Origin of the sequence: Paenibacillus sp. FSL H7-0735, assembly GCF_038008505.1 — a bacterium.
Classification (GTDB): Bacteria; Bacillota; Bacilli; order Paenibacillales; family Paenibacillaceae; genus Paenibacillus_AQ; species Paenibacillus_AQ odorifer.
In genome coordinates this window covers 952,389-972,925 of the sequence record NZ_JBBOZH010000001.1, presented here as the reverse complement: position 1 = coordinate 972,925, position 20,537 = coordinate 952,389, and the positions used below count along the sequence as shown (strand labels likewise).

Here is a 20,537-nt window from a genome sequence, read left to right as displayed (position 1 = left end):
TGCCTCTTATCTCCGCCACTCCGCCGTATTCGCTCAAATCAGAGGCACTTTTGCCCCTCTTTCACGCCACTCCGCCGTATCGCCGCCCTCCCTCAGACTACCCAGCTACGAAAAAAAGATTGTCTCTCCGTCATCAACGATGACCTTGAGGCAATCTTTTTTCAAACCATCCGATTTAGTTACTTTCCTTGCTTCTCAAGCAAGTTCAGAATGATTGTTACTGCTTCGGCCCGGGACGCTACCTGGTTAGGTGCGAAACGGTTTTGTCCTATGCCATTCACAATGCCCGCGTCTGCTGCTGCCGCAATATATGGTACTGCCCATGCGGGTACATCCTTAGCATCATTGAAGGTTAAGGTCGCTTTTGGATCTACTGTAATGCCCAGAGCCCTAACAACCATAACTGCTAATTCAGTGCGAGTAAGCTCCTGCGTAGGACGGAAGGTACCATCGTCATAGCCGCTGATAATTTGCAAAGCTACTGCCTGAGCTACAAAGGACTTAGCCCATGCCGGAATCTTCGCTGAATCCTTAAAGCTTGAAGTGTTACCACTGTCCGGCAATTGCAGGGCACGAGCCAGCATAGTGATAAATTCAACCCGATTTACTTTCTGATTAGGACGGAAAGTATTATCCGGATAACCGCTAACGAAGCCTCCTGCTACTGCCTTCTCAATAGCCGCTGCTGCCCAATGGCTGCCAGTATCCGTCAATGATGGTTTGACTACTGGCGTTGCAGATGGTGTAGGCACCGTTGTTGGTGCTGGTGTAGCTGTTGGTGCTACTGTTGGCGTTGGTGTTGCTGTCGGTTTTGTTGTTGCCACTGGACCTGTTGATGATCCTGTTGTTGGCGCTGTTGTCGGTTCCGTCGTTGGCGCTGTTGTCGGTTCCGTCGTTGGCGCTGTTGTCGGTTCCGTTGTCGGCGTTGTTGTCGGTTCTGGTGTTGGGCTTACTTCAGGATCTGCTTCCTTAATAATACCGAACTCTTCCAGAACGTATGGTTTAGCATCATTAATATTCTGATCGATCTCATAAGATACAGCTGTTAATTTGCCAGCATCTACAGTAATACCTACAAAGGTCTGAACTTGACCGCGTTTTGGACGCGTAGCATCACTTGGGTCCGGTCCGTATTTTGCTGCTGTATTCTCATTTGCTACTTCGAAGAGATTATAATACGCATCTCCCAATTCTGGTTTCATGTTCTTGTAGTAAACCTTCGCTCCCGCTGTAGCTGGGATCAGATAAATCGTTCCATCTGGATTTACTGTGTACTCTACAGTTTGACCATTGAAGCTTTCCTTGATCTTCACTGTGTCTGCCGCAGTTCCATCAGCTTTAATTGGCTTGGTCCGGGCATAAATATGGTCGTGTCCTTGAAGAACCAAGTCAATGCCCAGTTCAGCCATCATTGGAGCAACCTTCGCTCTTTCTCCATTTGTACCCATAATGTCTTTGTCAGTAGCATGGTTAGAGGTTGTGTATGGACCTTTATGCATAGCTACGATAATCCACTTCGCACCAGCAGCCTTCGCTGCTTTTACGTCAGCCTTCATCCAATCCAACTGTGCTTGGCTGAAGTTAGCAAATTCATCGGAATTCTCATTTGTATTCAGGACTACAAAGTGAGCATTGCTGTAGTCATAGGAATAATATGCTCCAGTTTCTGTTGCAGAGCCCGGTGCTTCCTTAATATTGTAGTGCTCATAGAAGGCATTTGCCTTATCCTCATGATTCCCCGCAACAGGCACGATGGTCGTGTTAAGCAGGGTATCCTGCGAATGACCAAGCAACCAATTCCATTGTGATTCATTAGTTCCGGTATCTACGATATCTCCGTTAATCGCCACAAACTCAGCATTCGGGAACGTCGTAAGTGCTTTTGCCATCGTTTCACCGGAAAGAATCGCTTCATCTTCGGTCTTAGCCTGTGTATCAGCCAAATCGATGAAAGTAAATGCTCCTGTCTTAGCGGCAGTTTCAAAAGTTCCCACTGCACTCCACAGGCCTAGTGCTTTATCACCTACACGGAAGTAGTATTTTGTATCAGCTTTCAGGCCAGAAGCTTCCGCTTTATGAACTAATTCATCTTTTGAATTTCTGGAAACCGCCGAACGTCCTGTAAACTCAGCAGCCTTAGCAAAGTCTGGAGTAACGCCCGTATTTTCTACAACCTGCAGATCGTTTCCAGTAGACTTCAACGCTGTGTACCAAGTGAAGCCTTTTGCACTCACTGGGTCGCCATTAAAGGTAACTGTAACCTTTTTAATCGAATCCGTTGAAGCGATAGCAGCTTCTGAATTTGTTCTTTCACTTACAGCTTTGATAACAAATTGATAGGTTTGGTTTGAATTAGTATTTTCTACAGTGTAAGTATAAGAAGCTTTACCTTCTTCATTAGGAACACTGGCCGTCCAATTTGCGGATACCAGATCATTTTGCTCATAAATACGATATCCAGACACTGGTGCACCGGAAGCAGGCGCATCCCAAGTCAACGTTATTTTACCACCATCTGCTGCAGTAGCCTTTGCATTTTGCACAGGTTTAACTGCTACTTCCGATTTATGAATGCTGTAGTTATCATACAAGTCTGTAGAACCACCAGTTGTTGTGGTGTAGGCTTCGTAAGATAGCTCATCATTCGTTACCGTCATCCCCGTGAACATTTCCTTGCCAGGCTGTCCGTATTTAGCTGCAAACGGGAATGTTCCTGAAGCTACGTTGTATTTTTTATTGCCCGCTGCATTTGTAATCAGGTATAAAGTACCCTTAGGATCAGTTACTACTCCGTTTGAGTCCGGAACAATATCCGTCAATGGTTTGTTGTTGTACATCTGATAGCTTCTAGCAAAGGTGTGGTCATGCCCGCCAATTACCATGTCGATACCAAGCTCATCAAACACCTTCGTTAATTGCGCTCTGTAAAAGAGTACATCTGTATCATTGGTGTGATTGGCAACGGAATAAGGAGATTTATGCAGAAGCACAACCTTCCATTTCTGATTGCTTTTTGCTGCTTCGCTACGAAGCCATTCCACTTGTTTATTGTAAATTTCGTTATTCTCAAGATTCGAGCTTGCACCATAATATTCTGTATTAATTACCATAAAGTGCGCTGAACCGTAGTCAAAAGAATATACAGAACCATCAGGTTTCGCACCTGTATTCGAAACATTCGGCAAATTAAAATGAGAGCTATAATTGCTATAATTTTTGCTTTCATGGTTGCCTACCAAAGGCACCAACGGAATATTCGCTAAAATATCCTTAGGCTTATTGAAAAACCATCCCCATTGCTCCTCAATATCACCGTTATCCACCAAATCACCAGAATTCAGAATAAACTCACTTTCCGGGAATTTAGCTAATCCTTCTTGAAGGGTATGATTCCAGATATCAAAATCTTCTTCAGTTGTTCCTTGGGAATCCGTTGTATATAGGAATTTAAAAGCTTGGTTGCTGGAACGTTCTGTCTTAAAAGTTCCTACGTCGCTCCAATTATCAGCTTGTCCATCTCCAGCACGGTAAGCATATTCCGTTCCAGGCTGCAGATGATCCGCTATTACCTTATGGCTGGTTAGCACAAGTGGTTTTTTAGCTGATTTATCCGCTTTTGTCATATACACACTAGTTGTAACGGATGTTCCTTCATACAATTGAGCTCCTGCCGCTGGAAACTGGCCATTCTCCAATTTAGAAGCTTCTACCACTTCCAGTTTGGTGCCAGTCACACTTTCAGGTGCATACCAGTTAAATCCCATACTAGTCTGCGGGTTGCCATTAAAAGTAATTGCGATAGAATCTGGCTTCCCAACTCCAGGTTCTACTGTCTCCACTACAGGATAAGCAATCAGGCTCATATCCCAATAAAGGTCAGAGCTAGTGTCTCCCGTCTGGTGAACTTCAGCTGAAAGCTCATTACTTCCATCCTTCAGATTGGCTTTTACGATTTCCGTTAGGTCAACCTTTGTATACTCATTTGGATCACTGCCATTAGTTGTACTAAGTGTCTGATAGTCGATTTCACCAGCTGGCATAGCCTCGCGGTAGATTTCTGCACCATTCAGATACAGCACAACTCCGTCATCAAATGCAAAATTACCTAATACTTTATCCGATTCCGTAATTTCTTCCTTATTCACAGTTACATTTGTACGGAAATAGGAAGTACGATATTTCTTCTTTTTATCCGAGCCGTAGCTTATATTTGTATTCAGAGCACCAAATTGCTTGCTGCTGACTCCGGCCCCAGAATCTTTATAACCAAGCGGCGCTTGGCCTGATGCCCATGTAGAATCATCGTAAACAGACCGCCATACCGAACCTTGATCCGTTCCGTTATCTAGATATTTCCATGTAGAATTGCCCGCCAGTAGTGTAATTGGCTCTAGCGTTTGTAATTGCAGTAATCCAGCATCCTCATTGCTGTCTTCTGCAAAAGCTGGCATTCCTGTAAATGTAAGTCCCAGTACCATAATGAAGGCTAGTGTCATGGATACTGCTTGTTTAAATAACCTGTTCATAATCAGTCTCCCTTACTGTTATTATGAAATGCTTGCATCCATTCATAGTAACTACTAAATATTTTCACAATGTACGGATTAATCCACTAGTTTGTAAAAACGGCTTGTGTATTTAATCAGGCATAAGTGGTTACAGTAACGGCAAGGTTATGATCAAGGAGGACAAACATGGATGATACTCAAGCTTTTGTAGACAAAGTACACGACACCCAGAAGAAAGCAGAAAAGAACAAACAGAATCACGGTAAAGGAACACCAAGCCAAAAGCTGCCTAATAAACAGCACAGTAAATAGAACACGCGGACACGAAAACAAAAAAAGCAGCAAGCCCTCCCGGATCGGAGTGACTTGCTGCTTTACTTTTTGTAAATTGAGCTTTGCTTTTAAAGGAGTTATTTACTCCATTTCACCACATTCACGGCTACCTTCTCTAATTGCGCCTTGCTCAAAGCCTTGTCTGGAGAACTAATCGTCACAAAACGATCATCCAGTTTATAGGTCAAAAACAATGAATCGCTGGTAGGGCTGTACCACTTAGCTTCTGTACCATTGGAGAGCTTTACGGTATCGCCTTTGTAATCATAGGAGTAGTCACGTGGAGAAACGTTCACCCTCATATGGTTGAACAAAAAGTACACTCCATCTTCAGAGCTAGCTGCCTTTTGATAAGCGTCTCCACTCACCATTTGTGCTGGTGCATAAACCGTTTTAAACCCATCGAAATTTGCAAAAGCTTTAGAAATTTGTTCTTTTTGAGCGTTGCTGTACTGTACTGGTGTTAATGTATCTTTATCCGGCACCACAGTTCCAGTACCCAGAATGACCTGATTCGCTGCCGCATCAAAAGTCACTGGCACCTTCAACACATCAGCCAAGGCACGTACAGGAAGATAGGTTGTATTGTTATAAGTAATCGGAGCTAATGTGTTACCTTTATTATCAACAGGCGTATAAGCTGCACCATTCACTTTAAATCCAATGCTGTGATTAAGATATGCGGTGATTTTTTGCAGCTTAGTTCCCGCGTACACACCAGCTGAACCTGTGATTGCCATCCCAAATACCATCGTTGCTATAATGAACTTTTTACTTTTCATATGTTATGCCTCCTTAGAAGATCAATCTCGGTTTTTACTTTAGCTCAAGTTTTAAAAGAATATGTCTCTAAGTTGTATTTAACTTGTACCCAATTTGTAAAGAAACTATTCATCTGGAGCTCTGGTTTGTATAAAAAAAACAGCAACCCGCTTATCCCATAAGGATTTAACGGATTGCTGAGAGCTTTAACCTTGATACGGAGTTGTAACCTTATACACTTCTGAATATAAAATTTCTCTATAAAGTTGGAATTCTTCTTCATCAACAGGGTTAGGGTAAGTCATAATTAAGAGTGGTAAGTCTTCATTTCCTTCACGCAAAGGAGGCTGCACATAATCGTAAGGATTCAAATGAAAGCCCAGCCGCTCATAAAAGCCAATTCTCCGCTGCTCCATTTCACCCAGTGGCCGCTCAACTTCCAAAAGGACAGGCTTGTTAGATAGACTGATGTATTCAGTCATCAGCTTTTTACCAATTCCTCCGCCTCTAATGCTTGGGTCGACTGCTATATGTTCTACAAAACGAAAGCCGGGAAACTCCCAGCAGGCCATAAAAGCAACAATTTTACCCTCAGAGTTCATCTCGGTAATGAGACGATAATCTGGAACGTCCAATAACTCCTGTTGTCCCTCAAAGGTTCTGATCTCAGAAGTAGGAAATGAAGCTTCCATAATAGCGAATATTTCATCAAAAGTTGTGTGATTCATAACATAAGTTCTCACTTTCTGGATTTGTGGTCTATTATAAGTATACCTTACACATATTATCTTAACCCGAAATTCATTAAGAACTCAAGGTACTAGTACCTGGTACTAGGATAACGTGATATACTAAATAGAACAGTTATACACATCTTGTTTGATATAGGAGAGGTTCATATTGGATAATCAGCAATGGATCGCACCTGAGTTCTACAATCTCACTTCGGAAATGGAAAGCCATGCTCCTGAGAAGATTGCGCTTAAGTGGTTAAATGAGCAAGGAGATTATGAGGAAATTACTTACGGTGAATTACGCAAACAAGCTAACCGGCTGGCCGGAGGACTTGCGAAGCTTGGGCTGCAACAAGGGGATCGTGTTCTTGTTATGGTTCCACGCCGCATCATCGCTTATGTCATCTATTTAGCTTGTCTGAAACAAGGACTTGCCATCATTCCATCCTCAGAAATGCTGCGTGCCAAAGATTTATCCTACCGCCTGCGCCATTCTGAAGCCAGAGCGGTTATTGCTTGGTCCGAAGTAACCGGGGAAGTTAATAAAATCTCAGAGGATCTTCCTGCTCTCGATTACCGTCTTTCCGTATCTGGCAGCTCAGACGAACTCGGTGAAGGCTGGCTGGATCTAGAAAGTCTGATGGTTGGACAACCAGATACCTTCACAGCAGTCGCAAGCCGCCGGGATGATATGGCTATTCTCGCCTACACTTCAGGTACTACCGGCAACCCTAAAGCTGTCGTTCATAGTCATGGCTGGGGTTATGCTCACTTGCGGATCACCTCACCTCAATGGCTGGATATTCAAGGATCTGACACCGTCTGGGCAACAGCAGCTCCCGGCTGGCAAAAGTGGATCTGGAGTCCCTTCTTAACCGTTCTTGGCAACGGAGCTACAGGTTTTGTATATAGTGGATCCTTTCATCCCAAAAAATATTTGCAGCTATTGCAGGATCACAAAATTCAAGTATTATGCTGCACCCCAACGGAATATCGTCTAATGGCTAAAACAGAAGACTTAGGTCGTTACGACTTGTCTACCCTGCGTTGTGCAGTATCTGCCGGAGAGCCATTAAATCAAGAGGTCATTAACACCTTTCAGCGTGAATTCGATATCACAATCCGTGATGGGTACGGCCAGACGGAAAGCACCCTAATTATCGGAACACTCAAAGATACTCCAATACGCATTGGTTCTATGGGTAAATCAATCGCACCCGGCTTAGTCGAGGTTGTGGACGAAGACGGCAAGCCACTACCTGCTGGAGTGGTTGGTGATATTGCCGTACATTTGAGTATGCCAGCCCTGTTCCACACTTATTACAAAGATCCCGGTAGAAAAGAAAGCTCCACACACGGCGAATTCTTCATAACCGGCGACCGGGCAAAAAAAGATGAAGATGGTTATTTCTGGTTCGAGGGCCGTGGGGATGACATTATCATTAGCTCAGGTTACACTATCGGTCCTTTCGAGGTAGAAGAAGCATTGATGAAGCATGCCTCCGTTAAGGAATGTGCGGTCGTAGCCAGTCCAGACGAGATCCGTGGGCACATTGTTAAAGCATTTATCGTGCTCAAGGATGAGATTGTTGGTTCACCAGAGCTTGTAAAAGAGCTGCAATCCCATGTTAAAGAGTGGACAGCCCCTTATAAATATCCGCGCAAAATCGAGTTTATTCAGGATCTTCCGAAGACGACCTCCGGTAAAATACGGCGAGTAGAGCTTCGTGAGCAAGAGAACCAAGCTGCGCAGGAATAAACATAGCCATGGAATTCACCTTATTAAAAAATAAAGAGCAGCTAGTCCATAAATGGACTGCTGCTCTTGTTTATTTGGCATCAGGTCGTTACTCGGACCAATATTTCGCATCCGGGTTCAGCGCCGCGCCAACTTCGCCTTCTAATACTAAATCGCAATCGAGGTAGCCCTCTTCATCCAGGAAATAAACCTCCTGCTTGTAGAACTCGCATAAGGTCTCCAAGAATTTATCGGGCGAATCATACATCACGATTAAATCGCCGAAATCATGGAGCAGGTCACATACCTGTTCCACACCATCGGCAGACTTATAATAACAAATGAAATCACTGCCATAGTTCGTTAAGATAGGCAAGATAACTCCATCAGGATGTTGACCTTTTTCCTCCAATATCCCAGCTAATACCTTCATCTCCTCTTCATATTCATCCATATGAATCAGGCGGTACCCTGGAATAAATTCGATAAGGCTTGGTTCCTCTTCCTCACTGCTTGTCCCTGAGACAGTGCTATAAATAGCTTTCAGCAGTTCAGGAGTCTCCGGCAAAACTGACGTAATCTTTGCTTCGTTACCGCCCTTGCCCAAGCTGGCAATATAATCAGGGCGTAATTCTGCGGACAGCTTAAGGTATTCTTGAAATTGTTCTGTCAATTTATTGGTGTGCATATTGTCATCCTTTACTTATTCGCAGAAGTCCACATCTTCATCAGCCACGTATCGAAGTCAGCGCCTTTTTCACCTTCATAAGCGTCGTACACGTCAACTCTCATCTTCTTCAGCTTCTCTTTGAAGTCCTCGTAAGAATGATCTCTTGGCAGGCTCTTTTTAATTCTCAGCAGGATCTTGGATACGCCTTTAACTAGTTCAGGCTTGTTCTTCGATGGCACCTTAACGTCTTCACCAAAAGCCTTCAGCTTAAGGTAAGCAGCTTCTTGAACTGTATATACAGGATCGCTCTCCATTAAACGCGTCAGGATATCGATAATTTGTTTGTGGTTGGTCTGTCCCAGCTCTTCAACTGCTTCTAGACGTGCTCTCCAATCCGCAGAGCGGTTGGCAGCTTTCTTTAATTCCTCATAATTCTCCGGTAGTTCATTGTTCAGTTCTTCGATCATTCCGTTCAATCCCCTTCTATTAAAAACTATCTATCTTACAGTAACAGTATAACCAACCATTGCGCAAGCTAAGAGAGGAAGATCTTTGCATGAATTCATGTGAATATCATATTTCCGCAAAAATATGGGTAAAGTATCCGAAGTAAGTATCCAGCGCAACATTCTATCGACTATATACGTTAGTAACTAGAGAAATTCAGACAATACATCAAGGAGAGTGACCTAAGTTGAAAAAGCATACCTTCATGCTAGCGTTAACCATTGTACTAAGTGTGGTGCTTGGCGCCTGTTCCAGCAACAACAGTAACAATGGAGCTGCCATTGAAACGAATCTAACTGCAAAAGAAATGGTCGATCAAATGCTGAGCAAAGTTGAGCAGCCATCATTAATGGAGCTTGATGCGGCTACTGTCGAACAGCTATATCATCTCAACCCAGAATTGCTTGAAGATTATAGCATTAGAATGCCTATGATGAATGTGAAAACTAACGAAATCGCCGTTCTGAAAGTTAAAGATGTAAAAGATATGACCACTGTTGAGGATGCCATTAAAGCGCGTGCAACAGATGTTCAAAAACAATTCGAAACCTATCTGCCTGATCAATACGAAAATGCCAAGAACTATAAACTTATTAAAAAGGGTAACTATTTCCTGTTCGTTATTGCTGATCCTGCGGATCAAGATAAACTCGTAGCAGACTTCGATACTTACTTCACAGAAAAATAAATAACCATGGTATTCAGCAGCCTACTTTTCCTATTCCTATTCCTGCCGGCTGTCCTAGCGCTCTATTATGTTTCGCCCTGGCGAATCAAAAACCTCATATTGTTTTTAAGCAGCCTGGTTTTTTATGCTTGGGGCGAACCTGTCTACATTGTAATCATGTTGCTGTCCACCATTACAGATTACAGCTTTGGTCTACTGCTCAGCAGACCAAAGCTGACTGCGGTGCAGCGCAAGTGGATTGTGGTTAGTTCCGTCATTATTAATCTAGGCTTATTGTCGTATTTTAAATACGCAGATTTTCTCATCCAAAATATAAATGGACTCCTCGGTACACATATTCCTTTAACGGATTTACCTTTACCTATTGGGATTTCATTTTATACTTTTCAATCCATGTCCTATATTATTGACGTCTATAGAGGAACTTCGAAAGCACAACGCAATTGGATTGATTTCGGTACATTCGTAGCGCTGTTTCCACAGTTAGTAGCAGGTCCGATTGTTCAATATAACACCATTGCCGGGCAACTACGTGAACGTTCGGTCGATATCCCCATGTTCGCAGAAGGTGTACGGAGATTCATAATCGGATTAGCCAAAAAAGTACTGCTCGCCAACAACATCGGTCTGCTCTGGCACACCATATCCAGCTCCAACCTAGATTCCCTGCCTGCTTTAACCGCTTGGCTTGGGATTATTGCGTTTGCTTTTCAGATCTATTTTGACTTCAGCGGGTATTCGGATATGGCTATCGGTCTCGGTCTCATGTTCGGCTTCCGCTTTAACGAGAACTTCAACAAACCTTATATCTCTCAGAGTATTACTGACTTCTGGCGGAGATGGCATATTTCCCTTAGCAGTTGGTTTCGTGACTATGTCTACATCCCGCTTGGAGGCAACCGCCGGGGGTTAGGCGTTCAAGTGCGCAACATCCTCATCGTATGGCTGCTCACGGGTATCTGGCACGGGGCAAGCTGGAATTTTCTGCTCTGGGGATTATACTTCGGGGTCATTCTTATCTTTGAAAAATGGTGGGGATTAAAGCTATTAAGCCACCTCCCCCGTTGGACAAGACATTTATATGCTGTAGTACTTATACTCATCGGATGGGTCTTATTCGCTTTTGAAGAACTTCCTCTGGTCATTGGCTACTTACAAGCGATGCTTGGCTTTAATGGACAGCCGTTATGGAATAATACCACTTTATACTTCACTTACACGAACGCGATTCTACTCGTGGTGTTAACCTTTGCCTCTACACCTGTGAAGCTCTCCAAGCGGATGGATTCTAGATCGGTTCCTGCTCTTGTTTGGTATGGCGTGTTATTTTTCCTATCTGTAGCCTACTTAGTAGATGCAACCTTTAATCCATTTTTATATTTCCGATTCTAACCATTGGGGGGTGATTGTTTATGAAGCTGAAGACGGATCGAATCCTGGTTGGGGGATTTGCTGCAACGTTATTTCTGGTCGCTATCCTTTTTTTCTTACTGCCTGTTCAGCGTTTCTCTGAGCTTGAGAACCGGTATTTGCAAAAGGCACCCCATCTGACATGGGACAATTTATTATCCCACACCTATGCGGAAGAGGCCGAAAGCTTTGTAACCGATCATTTTCCATTTCGGGCCAAATGGGTATGGGTGAAATCGGCGGTGGAACAGATGAGGCTGCAGCAAGAGAATAACGGAATCTATAAAGGAAAAGACGGCTATCTTTTCGAAAAATTTGCAGCACCTGATTACACTAAAGTTCAGCAATATGCAGCAGCTGTGAAACGCTTTGCCGATAACAATCCTGATGCAAACACCACTTTCTTACTCGCACCTACATCGGTTGGCTTGTACAAGGAACGTCTACCCTGGTTAGCTCCTGTCTACTCGCAAGCTGAGGTGAATCAAACAATAGCTAAGGATGTAGGAGATAGCCTTACTTTTATAAATGGATTTGATGTTCTTAGCCCACATGCCGCAGAACCCATTTACTATCGGACCGACCATCACTGGACAACCTACGGTGCCTACTTAGCTTATGTAGCCTATGCTCAAAGCATGGGCTGGCAGCCTCTGTCCCGGAGCGAATACCAGATTCAGACTGTGAGTAATTCATTTCTCGGAAGCTATCATACCCGGGGGCAATTTATCGGGGTCACACCTGACTCCATTCAAATGTACAAACCTAATCATGAGGTATCCACCCAAATGTACATTCAAGATACCGGTGAGACTTTAACAAGTATGTATGACCCAAGTTATCTGGCGAAAAAAGATAAGTACTCTTATTTCTTAGGGGGCGTACATGCGCTCATGAATATCACCAGCCAGCTTGATCCAACAACAGTCAAACAGGAAAAGCTGCTTGTCATCAAAGACTCCTATGCACATAGCGTTATTCCTTTCCTGACTCAGCATGTGCCTGAAATCCATGTGATCGACATCCGTTATTATAATGGAAACATCAGTGACTATATGGCTCAAAATGACATCAAGGATGTCTTGCTGCTTTTTAATACAGCTACTTTTATTGATAATGCGGCGCTTTTGAAGCTTAATTAATGATATTGCGATGGATGCGGTGAAAAGACCTTTAATATGGTGTTGTGCGTAACTGCGGGAATGTTGGACTTTCGGTCGCTGTTGTCTCCAGATGTTTTTGATTTTACCGCTATCAGCGGATAACATCCGGAGACAGCTTATGCTTCCGATGCGAGCTTTCCTTCGGAAAGCTTTCAGGCGAACGCTAACGCTCCTACAGTTCCAAAATCCCCTTCTTAACTTCAAACCAAATACTAAAACTAATATATGAATCCTCTAATCTGGACTCGTATTTCAGATCATTTTTGCCAAGAATCTCCGCGACGATGGACAGGCCAAGTCCAGTACCGGAGATTTCTTTATTTCGAGACTCTTCAATTACATAGAATGGGTCCCAGATATACGCTAAATGCTCCGTTTTCAGGCGAGTGGTTTTATTGGAGATCGTGAATTTTAATGTACGAGTAGTGTCACTCCCTAGTTTTATTTCAAAAAAATCCTCTTCACCATATTTAATGGCATTACTAATTAAGTTGTTGAATACTATCTCAATTTGGCTGATATCTTCTTCAACGATAGAGGATTCAAGCGAATGAAAGTCGGTCATTAAGGTTATGTTTTTATTTTTTAACGTAATATTATATTGTGTGATCACTTTTAGCAGAAGCTCTTTAAGATCAAAAGGCTCTTTATGCACTTCTGACTTTTGGATCTTGGACAATTTAATTAAATAATCCACCATATCCGACGTATACTTCACTTGCTCCAAAATGATATCCGTATACGTGCCATCATCCAGACCGTCCTGAATGCCAATCGTATAGGCTTGGATTAAGGATAATGGTGTTTTCACTTCATGCGAAATGCTTGAGATAAGGGTATTTAAACTTTGATTTTTCTCCTCCAATTTGGCATGGGTGCTCTTTAGACGCTGACTCATCTGATTGATGCTTTTCGAGAGCTCTTCGATTTCATCCCCCGTTTGAATCGTCACTTGTTTAAAATCGAGATTGGATATATCCTTTGCGACATCCTGCAATTGTTCTAACGGTGTAATGATCTTTTTTGAAAAATAAGCCACTAACAGCAAACTGATAATAATCCCCAGTAGAATGGAGTAAAAGCTGAATTGATTTACGAGGGTCAAGGCATCTGTATTGTGCACAACCACAGTTCCTATGAGGATTAGACTGCTATCCTGCTCGTATATTTTCGTTAACAGACTCGATTTCAATTTGCCCTGATTAAATAAAAGATTAACCGTGTTGCCTTGTTTTACTTTTTGTAATACCTCATCTGTGATCCAGAATTTATTAAGTGCCACCTTATCTTTAAACAACGCAAATTGAATATTTTCGTTAATTTCTGCTGTACTTCCACTGTTTTCAACCCTGACAATCGTTACGTTATTATTGTTCTCGATCCTGCTTTCATTTTCCATGAGTTGATCCAAACGGAGATCCTTTACTTCGTCATAAATGGTGTTGATCTTGGTTTTCATTTTGTATAGGTAATAATCTGCTGAGAAATAGTTGTGCAGGAAATAAGACGTACCAAAAACAATCAGCAAAATAATGCTCACCATGATCAATAACTTCGTACTTATTTTATGAATTTTTATCATGGAAGCTGTACCCCATTCCCCTATGCGTGATCACATGGTCGGCCCCAATCTTATCGCGCAGCCTCTTAATATGCGTATCTACCGTTCTTTCTTCGCCCAGATAATCCATTCCCCAAACCGCAGACAATAAGGCATCTCTGGATAAAATACGTCCTTTATGCTCGTACAGGAAGGTTAGCAATTCAAATTCTTTTTTATATAACGCCAGTTCGGCCCCATTCTTGTACACTTTCTTCCGCTCAAAATCGATTTCTAAATCCCTAATCGCAGCCACTTTTTCGGTGCCTAGCATTTTTTTAATTCTAAGCATCAAAATCCTTGGGTCGAATGGTTTTCTTATATATTCATCTGCTCCTATATCCAAGGCACTGAATTCATCATCATGGGAAGACCTTGCGGTCAGCATTACAACTTTAGCCAAACTAACCTTCTTGATTTCATTACAAACCTCAAGCCCGCTTCGCTTAGGCATCATCCAATCCAGCACCACAAGATCAATCCTATTGGAAAAAAAGAGCTCTAGCGCTTCCTCACCATCCGCTGCTGTCCAAACGTTATAGCCTTCTTTTTCAAAATAAGTCTTCAATATAGTGGTCATATGTTTCTCATCATCCGCAATTAAAATATTCAAAGTAGATTCTCCTTCCTATAGTTATCAGAAGAAAAAGGCGAAATCCTTTACAGGTTTCACCTTTTCATATATTTTCATGCTACGCTATTGCAACTTCTCTAGTCCCTTCGTCAGTACGTTCCATATCGGGTTATCGACTGTCTTTCGATCAGGCTGTTCACCCTTCTCTATCGCTTCCCAATACTCCCAGGTTGGAGGCTCAATGCCAAGTTCATAATCCATGCCATCCCAAGTATCCTCCCGGAACGCATAAAACGCCCAGTGCCAGCCGTAATCATCAAAAATCGAGATTAAATCAGCCAAGTATTGATCTGCACCTTTTACAAGCCGGTTCGTGCCAAATTCTTCAGCGACAATACGATTAGCAGGGATGTTATTCTTTTCTGCCCACTGTGCGATAGGTTCTAGAAAATCCTTTAAAGCTTTCTTATTAAATGCTTTTTCCGTCTTCTCCTCACCTACTTTAACCGTTCCAGGATATTCATAGGTTAAGCCTTTTTTCTTATTTTGGCTGGTGAGTTCGTAAGGTTCATACATATGAAAAGCATATAATACATTCGCATCATCGATGGGTTTCAAATATTTAAAGGCCCATGGTGTAGCATACAGACCAGAATTGACGATAATAGGGGTTTCCGTATCTACGGTTCGAATCGCTGTCACAATAGTCTCATATAAAAGATTCAAATCCGCCGGAGTATTCTCCACTGAGCTATACCATTCGTTGTAATCCTCTGTCCAGAAATCATTAAATCCAGTAGCTTGTTCAGGATGTGGCTCATTAATAAGATTATAGCCGACCACCGCAGGATGATCTTTTAATCTTTCCGCAAGATCCTTCCAAAACGTTGCCGCTTGTTCATGATAACTGAAATCCTTCCAGATTCGATCATCATTTGTATAATTATTAAACTGCCGCCACCGATCGCCGGGCAAACTAAGGACTGTCAGCACTACTTTTGACCCCCGCGCCTCAGCTGCATCCAAGTCTGCCTTTAACGCTGTGAAATCGTCCTCAACAAGCCCCTCGTATTTATCTGCATTCCCTATTAAAAAGTCTTTATCTGGATTAGCATCCGGTTGATCGTTAAACAGGAAATCACTATCTTTTGCCCATTTATCTGGCGCAAGTCGAATGAACTCTATATTATTTTCTTTCGCCGCATCATAATTTTTGGGTATAGATTTGGAATTCATGAAATTTGTTCCTTTTCGCTGTTGATCCCAGAAAGCGATCTTCTCATTGACCTCTTTCTTTACCTCCTTCTCCGGTTCAAGATTTGCTTGTGGTGTTGCTGCACTGCATCCTACAACTGCCAACAAAATCAATACGATAAACCCTTTAAACTTCTTCATTCTCTCACCTCGTAACCTATCGTAGCCAATCTCTGTTACAAGAGTGTCACAAGGCATACCTAAAAAGACTGCCCTAAGGATGTCGGCAGACATTTTAGGACAGCCCGATCATATTAATAGAATATAAAATAAATGCTTACTGATTAGTACTTCGACGGGAATGTGACTCCGCATAGGCATCATGACGGAAGTTCAGAATAGGATCTTCTGAGCATTCAATGCCGGCAGGTACAACCGTCGGATCAAAGACGTACTCTTGAGCCTTCTCGTCTGCCACGCCGGTGATCGACAAATGTCCGACGACAATCCGTTCCCGGTCTTCGGGCCAAGCAGACGTCGGGTCATCCGTAGGATCTCCCTCCTGTCCGAGAATTACTGTCAATTGAAACGTCACAGGACCTTTGGACAGTCTCTCGATTAGTTCATCCTCCAAATAATCGGGAGATCGATTCTCCACCTCTTCCTTGACCAGAAAGTGCAGACCCGCTTCCGGTTCCCACTCATATTTAATAGCCCGCCGCTCGCCAGCAGCATTGATGAAGTAATAGGCATGAATGGAATGATAACGATTGGTTGCAAAACTGAGTGGCGATTGCAGCATTTTCACGGCTTGAAGCCCAGCCCGGCTTTCCGAATACTTCTCCATGACCGCTTTGAATTTGTCTGCAATGGTCGCTCCCTCAAACGAATTTTCTTTAATTGTACGTAAGATATTAATAAAGGATTGCGGTGTTTTGGCAAAAAAGATCGGTAATGTAATTGTCACCAAACTTGTCACGCCCCCATCAGGCAATACAAACTGAACCGCCATTCCTTTTGCAGGCGAAAAAACATCAGGGATGGACGGATTAGTCGAGCTATTGGAGAAGCGTACGAGAGCTTGCACCTCATGATTTTGCAAATGTGCCGCTGTTGTCAAAGGACCCGCTTGGCCGTTAGGGGTGAACACCGCCTGGTAGACAACACCTTTGGCGTGCGCGCGTCGATAACCCGGATATTTGCCTGCTACCTCCTCAATGGAGTTTACTGCTTCTTCTGCGAGTTCAGACGACACTGATTTATTATTGTTCATTTTCGTTCACCTCTTTGTAATTTATCAGGAAGGAAAAGGGGACAAGGCCCCCTTTTCTAGTTTTTTAGCTTTGTGATGCGTCAAGTAGGTCGTTCCAGGCCTTCGTAATTCGCTGTCCGCGCCAAATATCTCTGACCGTGGCATCGGGATAAGCACTGTACCAGCCAGATGCAGTGATCTGATGGTTGGCGATGAAATCTTTCGCTTCCGAAGATTCAATTCCCGGAAAATCCTTCACTTCATTAAACATGTTATTCAACAACTCTGGAATTTCAGTTCCAAAATCATCAATATAACTATCCCAGTCGCCATCATAAGCCGTCGCGAACAACAGCCGCGTGTCGTTATCAAAGATTACGAAGCGCATGTCGTGAACGGTCGCGATCTTCGCCATCGTTTCGGCTTGTCTCGATGCGCTTTTTTTCAGCTTCTCACGGAGACGATCCGCCCCACCATCTTTAAGCGGCGCAATGATGGTAAGCTCAGATATTTCACCTTCCCGCAGGCCGGCACGTCCAGCGCTTGTAATCGGATTAGTCTGATCTTGTCCTTCTAACATGTTAATTCCTCCTTAGATATATGTTGATCCAACTCTGCCATCCACCGTAATGCAGTCATGCTGGGAACAAAGAAATACTCCCCGCCTTTGGTGATTGAAAAACTTGGAATTTCTTTCATCCGGTGGCGAATAGGTTTGTCCGGAATGGTAAACATCCCTTCCCCCTCATTCTTACCGGTAATAGGGTCTTTCTCGGTTGACATACCCGCGAAATTGCCTCCATTTAACCAATCGGTCTTGATAAACTCGAATTGGCGGGACAATGAGCTGCATATACCTGCAAAAATAAGGCCTCTATCCTGACCATCATCCTCCATTACACCTTTTGGCAGTATAGGGCCATACATCGTTGACCGCCGGAGCAACCGGTGGATGTTCACATTAACAACCGAACCCTGCAAGCTGTCACGGGGAAATGCACGACGGATATGCGAGCTTACCGGACATTTCAACCCTTTATGATCATCCCCGTACGTAAATGCGTTCCGTCGGCTGACATCTTCGCCCAGTGCCGGGTCATCTGCTTCAGGAGCCAGACTTAAAGGGGCTCCGCTCGGCCATCTTCCTACCATTTTAGCGGCCAAAAGTTCTTCCTCTTCCCGATTATCCGCATGCTCCCGCAAATAACGACGGAAAGCCGCGACCCTCATATGCAATTTGCGGAAACTGAGGTAACTTCCATTGTGGCCAAGTTCTGCCGGCTGTGGTCCCTGTGTTATGGTGCCAGATTCATTTAAATGCCCGAACAGGAATTCACCGGCTTTAATCTCCGCTTCCTGCCCCACCGCGTTGAGTACATGGTTTCCTTCGATTCTCGGATTGCTGATTCCATCCATGAAGCCCAGATGAGTACGTCCGTCAGGATTCATTCCGACATCCAGCTGGTAAACGACGGATACACCATTCAGTTCACAGTGGATTCGACGGGCTGCTTCTTCTGCTTGAAGCAGCGCTTCTTTGGTGGGCGCGAACAGAGCAAGCGCCACATCGACTTTGTCAGTACCCAGCGGGTCTTCCCAGTGCTCCGGGCTGCTTTCGTTTACATCCCCTAGCTTAGCTGCCCGGGCAGCCATACCCTCCCGGAACTCCAGGTCGAAGCTGTTGAGCGACTCCTGAGGAATCCCCAGCTTCTGGAGTCCTTGATAAGTAAAACCAACGTTGACCCAAGCACCTTCGTGAGGATTACTCCACTGTCCGGCCGACGTCACTTCGTCGAGAAGCCGCTTCAGCATCACTTTCCCGTCCTGTTGATGATCGATGGACAGCAATATATAGGTCCCAACGTAAGGGGTAGGGCGTTCTTGTAAGACGATTCCTTGAATGTCATCATAATTCAGTTCTTCCGTTTCTGTACCTATGACGTTCACTCCTCCCTCGTCTTAAAGTTGTCTTCATAATATTAAAAACGGGTATTCTCTCATCCATCTCTCGATCTAATTAAACTTAGCTCTAAATGGTTAATCAGGTTAACAGTCCTCCCCAACTAGACAATAACGGTGCATTGTCTAAAAAATAGACACATCGTTAGATTTGTCTAAAATCGAGACAAAAAAAGAGATATTCCAAAACCGGACCGGCTCTAGAACATCTCTTATCTTCGACTAACCTCATAAATCATATTCATAGTTATCAAACTTGCCATCTGATGCGAAGACATATTCGCAGATGTTCTCACCCCATCTAGCTATAACACTAAAGACGCGACCCGAAGTAGGAATATCACTGGTGGATGCTGGAGGGTTCACAAATTCATATTTCCCTTCCACGAGTGTTACAGGAACTTCTACAATTGGAAGCTGCGATTCATCAAAGCTCTCAGTTAGATAGGCCATCTTTACTGTGACTTCACTCGGTGCGTAATCTCCAAAGTCGACCTGCATTTTCTCCCCTGGTTTCAAGCGACGCAGACCCGTTAGAAGCGTAGGTTCACTATGCCAAGCCGTATAGTAAAAGGAGGCCCGATCATAGTCCGCTCCATTCCAGCTCGTCTTTAGAATGACATAGTTCTCTATAGCATCTGTACTATTCTCATGTGTAATGATAAGGGGCGACGGTTCAGCAGGACTTTTGAAAGAGCTCTCGGATTTACTCATTATTCCTCCGCGTTCCCCAAGCACCACCGCACCAATGATAACCACTGCCAACAGCATTAATGAAATCAATAATATCCTTTTAGACTTATTCCTCTGTTTGATAATAGCTCCCGCCTTTCCTTAAACTTCTAACCCTTCTTTCATTTAACACTTGATCATCAAGCCATGCAAGTAGGTAGCTGATGAATTACATAGCAAATCCAAGAGTTAACTCTCCTTCTATCATATTCTATTTCTAGGAGGTGAATATAATATGACCATTCAGTTTGTAGATTTAAGACTATCCAACCAAGCTGCTTCGGATGCTACACCAGCAGTTATTCCACTAGCAGCGACTCCCCTTGTTTTTGGGGATATTGGTATTCAGACCGCAGGCGTGTCGGCTGAGAATCAAGGCAATGTCCGCGTACTTTTGACCGGATTTCTAAAAGTAGAAAACAATCCTCTTTTCAATACCAATACCGTTAATGTTCGCAGAAACGGAACGATCATTTTCACCACGACATTTGGGGTTGCGATCAGCAGAGAAAATGAAGCTTTCGGTTTTACAGCAGTAGATATTCCACCACCAGCGGCTGTCGCAACAGGTCAAATTCAGTACACAGCAGAGATCTTCACCAATGCAGCCGCAACAGATCCCTTTAATAATGTCCAAGCCAGAAACTTTAGTGGTGTTGCAGCTGCGGGTAACTCCTAACATGAACATCTAGTGGGTGGGAAGCGAATTTCCC

The 20,537-nt window shown here is 43.6% G+C and carries 18 protein-coding genes; 6 read left to right on the top strand and 12 right to left on the bottom strand.

Annotated features, from left to right (window positions below):
• Positions 1–179: 179 nt before the first annotated feature.
• Positions 180–4,526: an S-layer homology domain-containing protein gene (locus NSS82_RS04275; RefSeq protein ID WP_076272167.1), complete on the bottom strand. Its 4,347-nt coding sequence runs from the start codon at positions 4,524–4,526 to the stop codon at positions 180–182.
• 168 nt (positions 4,527–4,694) lie between these two features.
• On the opposite strand from NSS82_RS04275, the gene NSS82_RS04270 reads away from it, so the two are divergent.
• Entirely contained in the window at positions 4,695–4,820 is a 126-nt protein-coding gene (locus NSS82_RS04270) for a DUF4023 domain-containing protein (protein ID WP_051491363.1), read from the top strand.
• A 98-nt stretch (positions 4,821–4,918) separates the two neighbouring features.
• Here NSS82_RS04270 and NSS82_RS04265 read toward each other — a convergent pair whose 3' ends face one another.
• Complete coding sequence (locus NSS82_RS04265; protein WP_038568796.1) at positions 4,919–5,623, bottom strand: hypothetical protein; 705 nt, start codon at positions 5,621–5,623, stop codon at positions 4,919–4,921.
• A gap of 186 nt (positions 5,624–5,809) precedes the next feature.
• Positions 5,810–6,331: a GNAT family N-acetyltransferase gene (locus tag NSS82_RS04260; RefSeq protein WP_036684918.1), complete on the bottom strand. Its 522-nt coding sequence runs from the start codon at positions 6,329–6,331 to the stop codon at positions 5,810–5,812.
• A gap of 169 nt (positions 6,332–6,500) precedes the next feature.
• Between NSS82_RS04260 and mbcS the strand changes: the two genes are divergently transcribed.
• Complete coding sequence (mbcS, locus tag NSS82_RS04255) at positions 6,501–8,096, top strand: acyl-CoA synthetase MbcS (RefSeq protein WP_036684916.1); 1,596 nt, start codon at positions 6,501–6,503, stop codon at positions 8,094–8,096.
• Between the two features lie 88 nt (positions 8,097–8,184).
• Here mbcS and NSS82_RS04250 read toward each other — a convergent pair whose 3' ends face one another.
• Positions 8,185–8,763 carry an SMI1/KNR4 family protein gene (locus NSS82_RS04250; RefSeq protein ID WP_038568794.1) on the bottom strand — a complete coding sequence of 193 codons (579 nt, stop codon included), beginning with the start codon at positions 8,761–8,763 and terminating at the stop codon, positions 8,185–8,187.
• Positions 8,764–8,774: 11 nt separating this feature from the next.
• Entirely contained in the window at positions 8,775–9,212 is a 438-nt protein-coding gene (locus NSS82_RS04245) for a HEAT repeat domain-containing protein (protein ID WP_036684913.1), read from the bottom strand.
• A gap of 227 nt (positions 9,213–9,439) precedes the next feature.
• Between NSS82_RS04245 and NSS82_RS04240 the strand changes: the two genes are divergently transcribed.
• From NSS82_RS04240 to NSS82_RS04230, 3 genes are read left to right on the top strand one after another with little or no spacing between them, the layout of a single operon-like run.
• Entirely contained in the window at positions 9,440–9,940 is a 501-nt protein-coding gene (locus tag NSS82_RS04240) for a DUF4358 domain-containing protein (protein WP_036684911.1), read from the top strand.
• A 6-nt stretch (positions 9,941–9,946) separates the two neighbouring features.
• A complete protein-coding gene (locus tag NSS82_RS04235; RefSeq protein WP_036684909.1) occupies positions 9,947–11,332 on the top strand; it encodes an MBOAT family O-acyltransferase in 1,386 nt (461 codons plus the stop codon).
• A gap of 20 nt (positions 11,333–11,352) precedes the next feature.
• Positions 11,353–12,492, top strand: a complete 1,140-nt coding sequence (locus NSS82_RS04230; protein WP_036684907.1) for a DHHW family protein — start codon at positions 11,353–11,355, stop codon at positions 12,490–12,492.
• A gap of 193 nt (positions 12,493–12,685) precedes the next feature.
• Here the strand turns inward: NSS82_RS04230 and NSS82_RS04225 are convergent, their stop codons facing one another.
• The 7 genes from NSS82_RS04225 to NSS82_RS04195 all read right to left on the bottom strand — a co-directional run bounded on the left by NSS82_RS04225 (position 12,686) and on the right by NSS82_RS04195 (position 19,875).
• Positions 12,686–14,095, bottom strand: a complete 1,410-nt coding sequence (locus NSS82_RS04225) for a HAMP domain-containing sensor histidine kinase (protein ID WP_081386543.1) — start codon at positions 14,093–14,095, stop codon at positions 12,686–12,688.
• The gene (locus tag NSS82_RS04220; RefSeq protein ID WP_036684906.1) at positions 14,079–14,726 is read right to left on the bottom strand and encodes a response regulator transcription factor; all 648 of its coding nucleotides are present in this window, start codon (positions 14,724–14,726) and stop codon (positions 14,079–14,081) included. Before NSS82_RS04220 ends, NSS82_RS04225 begins: the two co-directional genes overlap by 17 nt.
• Before the next feature lie 84 nt (positions 14,727–14,810).
• On the bottom strand, positions 14,811–16,082 hold the full coding sequence (locus tag NSS82_RS04215) for a glycoside hydrolase family 5 protein (RefSeq protein ID WP_076272166.1): 1,272 nt from the start codon (positions 16,080–16,082) through the stop codon (positions 14,811–14,813).
• 136 nt (positions 16,083–16,218) lie between these two features.
• Positions 16,219–17,154 (bottom strand): catalase family peroxidase, encoded by a 936-nt coding sequence (locus NSS82_RS04210; protein ID WP_038568789.1) that lies wholly within the window; start codon positions 17,152–17,154, stop codon positions 16,219–16,221.
• 64 nt (positions 17,155–17,218) lie between these two features.
• Positions 17,219–17,713 (bottom strand): hypothetical protein, encoded by a 495-nt coding sequence (locus tag NSS82_RS04205; RefSeq protein WP_052096778.1) that lies wholly within the window; start codon positions 17,711–17,713, stop codon positions 17,219–17,221.
• Positions 17,707–19,080 carry a Dyp-type peroxidase gene (locus NSS82_RS04200; RefSeq protein ID WP_081386542.1) on the bottom strand — a complete coding sequence of 458 codons (1,374 nt, stop codon included), beginning with the start codon at positions 19,078–19,080 and terminating at the stop codon, positions 17,707–17,709. Before NSS82_RS04200 ends, NSS82_RS04205 begins: the two co-directional genes overlap by 7 nt.
• A 240-nt stretch (positions 19,081–19,320) precedes the next feature.
• Positions 19,321–19,875: a hypothetical protein gene (locus NSS82_RS04195; RefSeq protein ID WP_076105351.1), complete on the bottom strand. Its 555-nt coding sequence runs from the start codon at positions 19,873–19,875 to the stop codon at positions 19,321–19,323.
• A gap of 184 nt (positions 19,876–20,059) precedes the next feature.
• Between NSS82_RS04195 and NSS82_RS04190 the strand changes: the two genes are divergently transcribed.
• Positions 20,060–20,503, top strand: a complete 444-nt coding sequence (locus tag NSS82_RS04190; protein ID WP_036684901.1) for a hypothetical protein — start codon at positions 20,060–20,062, stop codon at positions 20,501–20,503.
• Positions 20,504–20,537 lie beyond the last annotated feature (34 nt).

Coding starts and splice junctions, on each gene's coding strand:
- NSS82_RS04275 (WP_076272167.1), bottom strand. CDS start 4,526: ATGAACAGGTTATTTAAACAAGCAGTATCCATGACACTAGCCTTCATT.
- NSS82_RS04270 (WP_051491363.1), top strand. CDS start 4,695: ATGGATGATACTCAAGCTTTTGTAGACAAAGTACACGACACCCAGAAG.
- NSS82_RS04265 (WP_038568796.1), bottom strand. CDS start 5,623: ATGAAAAGTAAAAAGTTCATTATAGCAACGATGGTATTTGGGATGGCA.
- NSS82_RS04260 (WP_036684918.1), bottom strand. CDS start 6,331: ATGAATCACACAACTTTTGATGAAATATTCGCTATTATGGAAGCTTCA.
- NSS82_RS04250 (WP_038568794.1), bottom strand. CDS start 8,763: ATGCACACCAATAAATTGACAGAACAATTTCAAGAATACCTTAAGCTG.
- NSS82_RS04245 (WP_036684913.1), bottom strand. CDS start 9,212: ATGATCGAAGAACTGAACAATGAACTACCGGAGAATTATGAGGAATTA.
- NSS82_RS04235 (WP_036684909.1), top strand. CDS start 9,947: ATGGTATTCAGCAGCCTACTTTTCCTATTCCTATTCCTGCCGGCTGTC.
- NSS82_RS04230 (WP_036684907.1), top strand. CDS start 11,353: ATGAAGCTGAAGACGGATCGAATCCTGGTTGGGGGATTTGCTGCAACG.
- NSS82_RS04225 (WP_081386543.1), bottom strand. CDS start 14,095: ATGATAAAAATTCATAAAATAAGTACGAAGTTATTGATCATGGTGAGC.
- NSS82_RS04215 (WP_076272166.1), bottom strand. CDS start 16,082: ATGAAGAAGTTTAAAGGGTTTATCGTATTGATTTTGTTGGCAGTTGTA.
- NSS82_RS04210 (WP_038568789.1), bottom strand. CDS start 17,154: ATGAACAATAATAAATCAGTGTCGTCTGAACTCGCAGAAGAAGCAGTA.
- NSS82_RS04205 (WP_052096778.1), bottom strand. CDS start 17,713: ATGTTAGAAGGACAAGATCAGACTAATCCGATTACAAGCGCTGGACGT.
- NSS82_RS04190 (WP_036684901.1), top strand. CDS start 20,060: ATGACCATTCAGTTTGTAGATTTAAGACTATCCAACCAAGCTGCTTCG.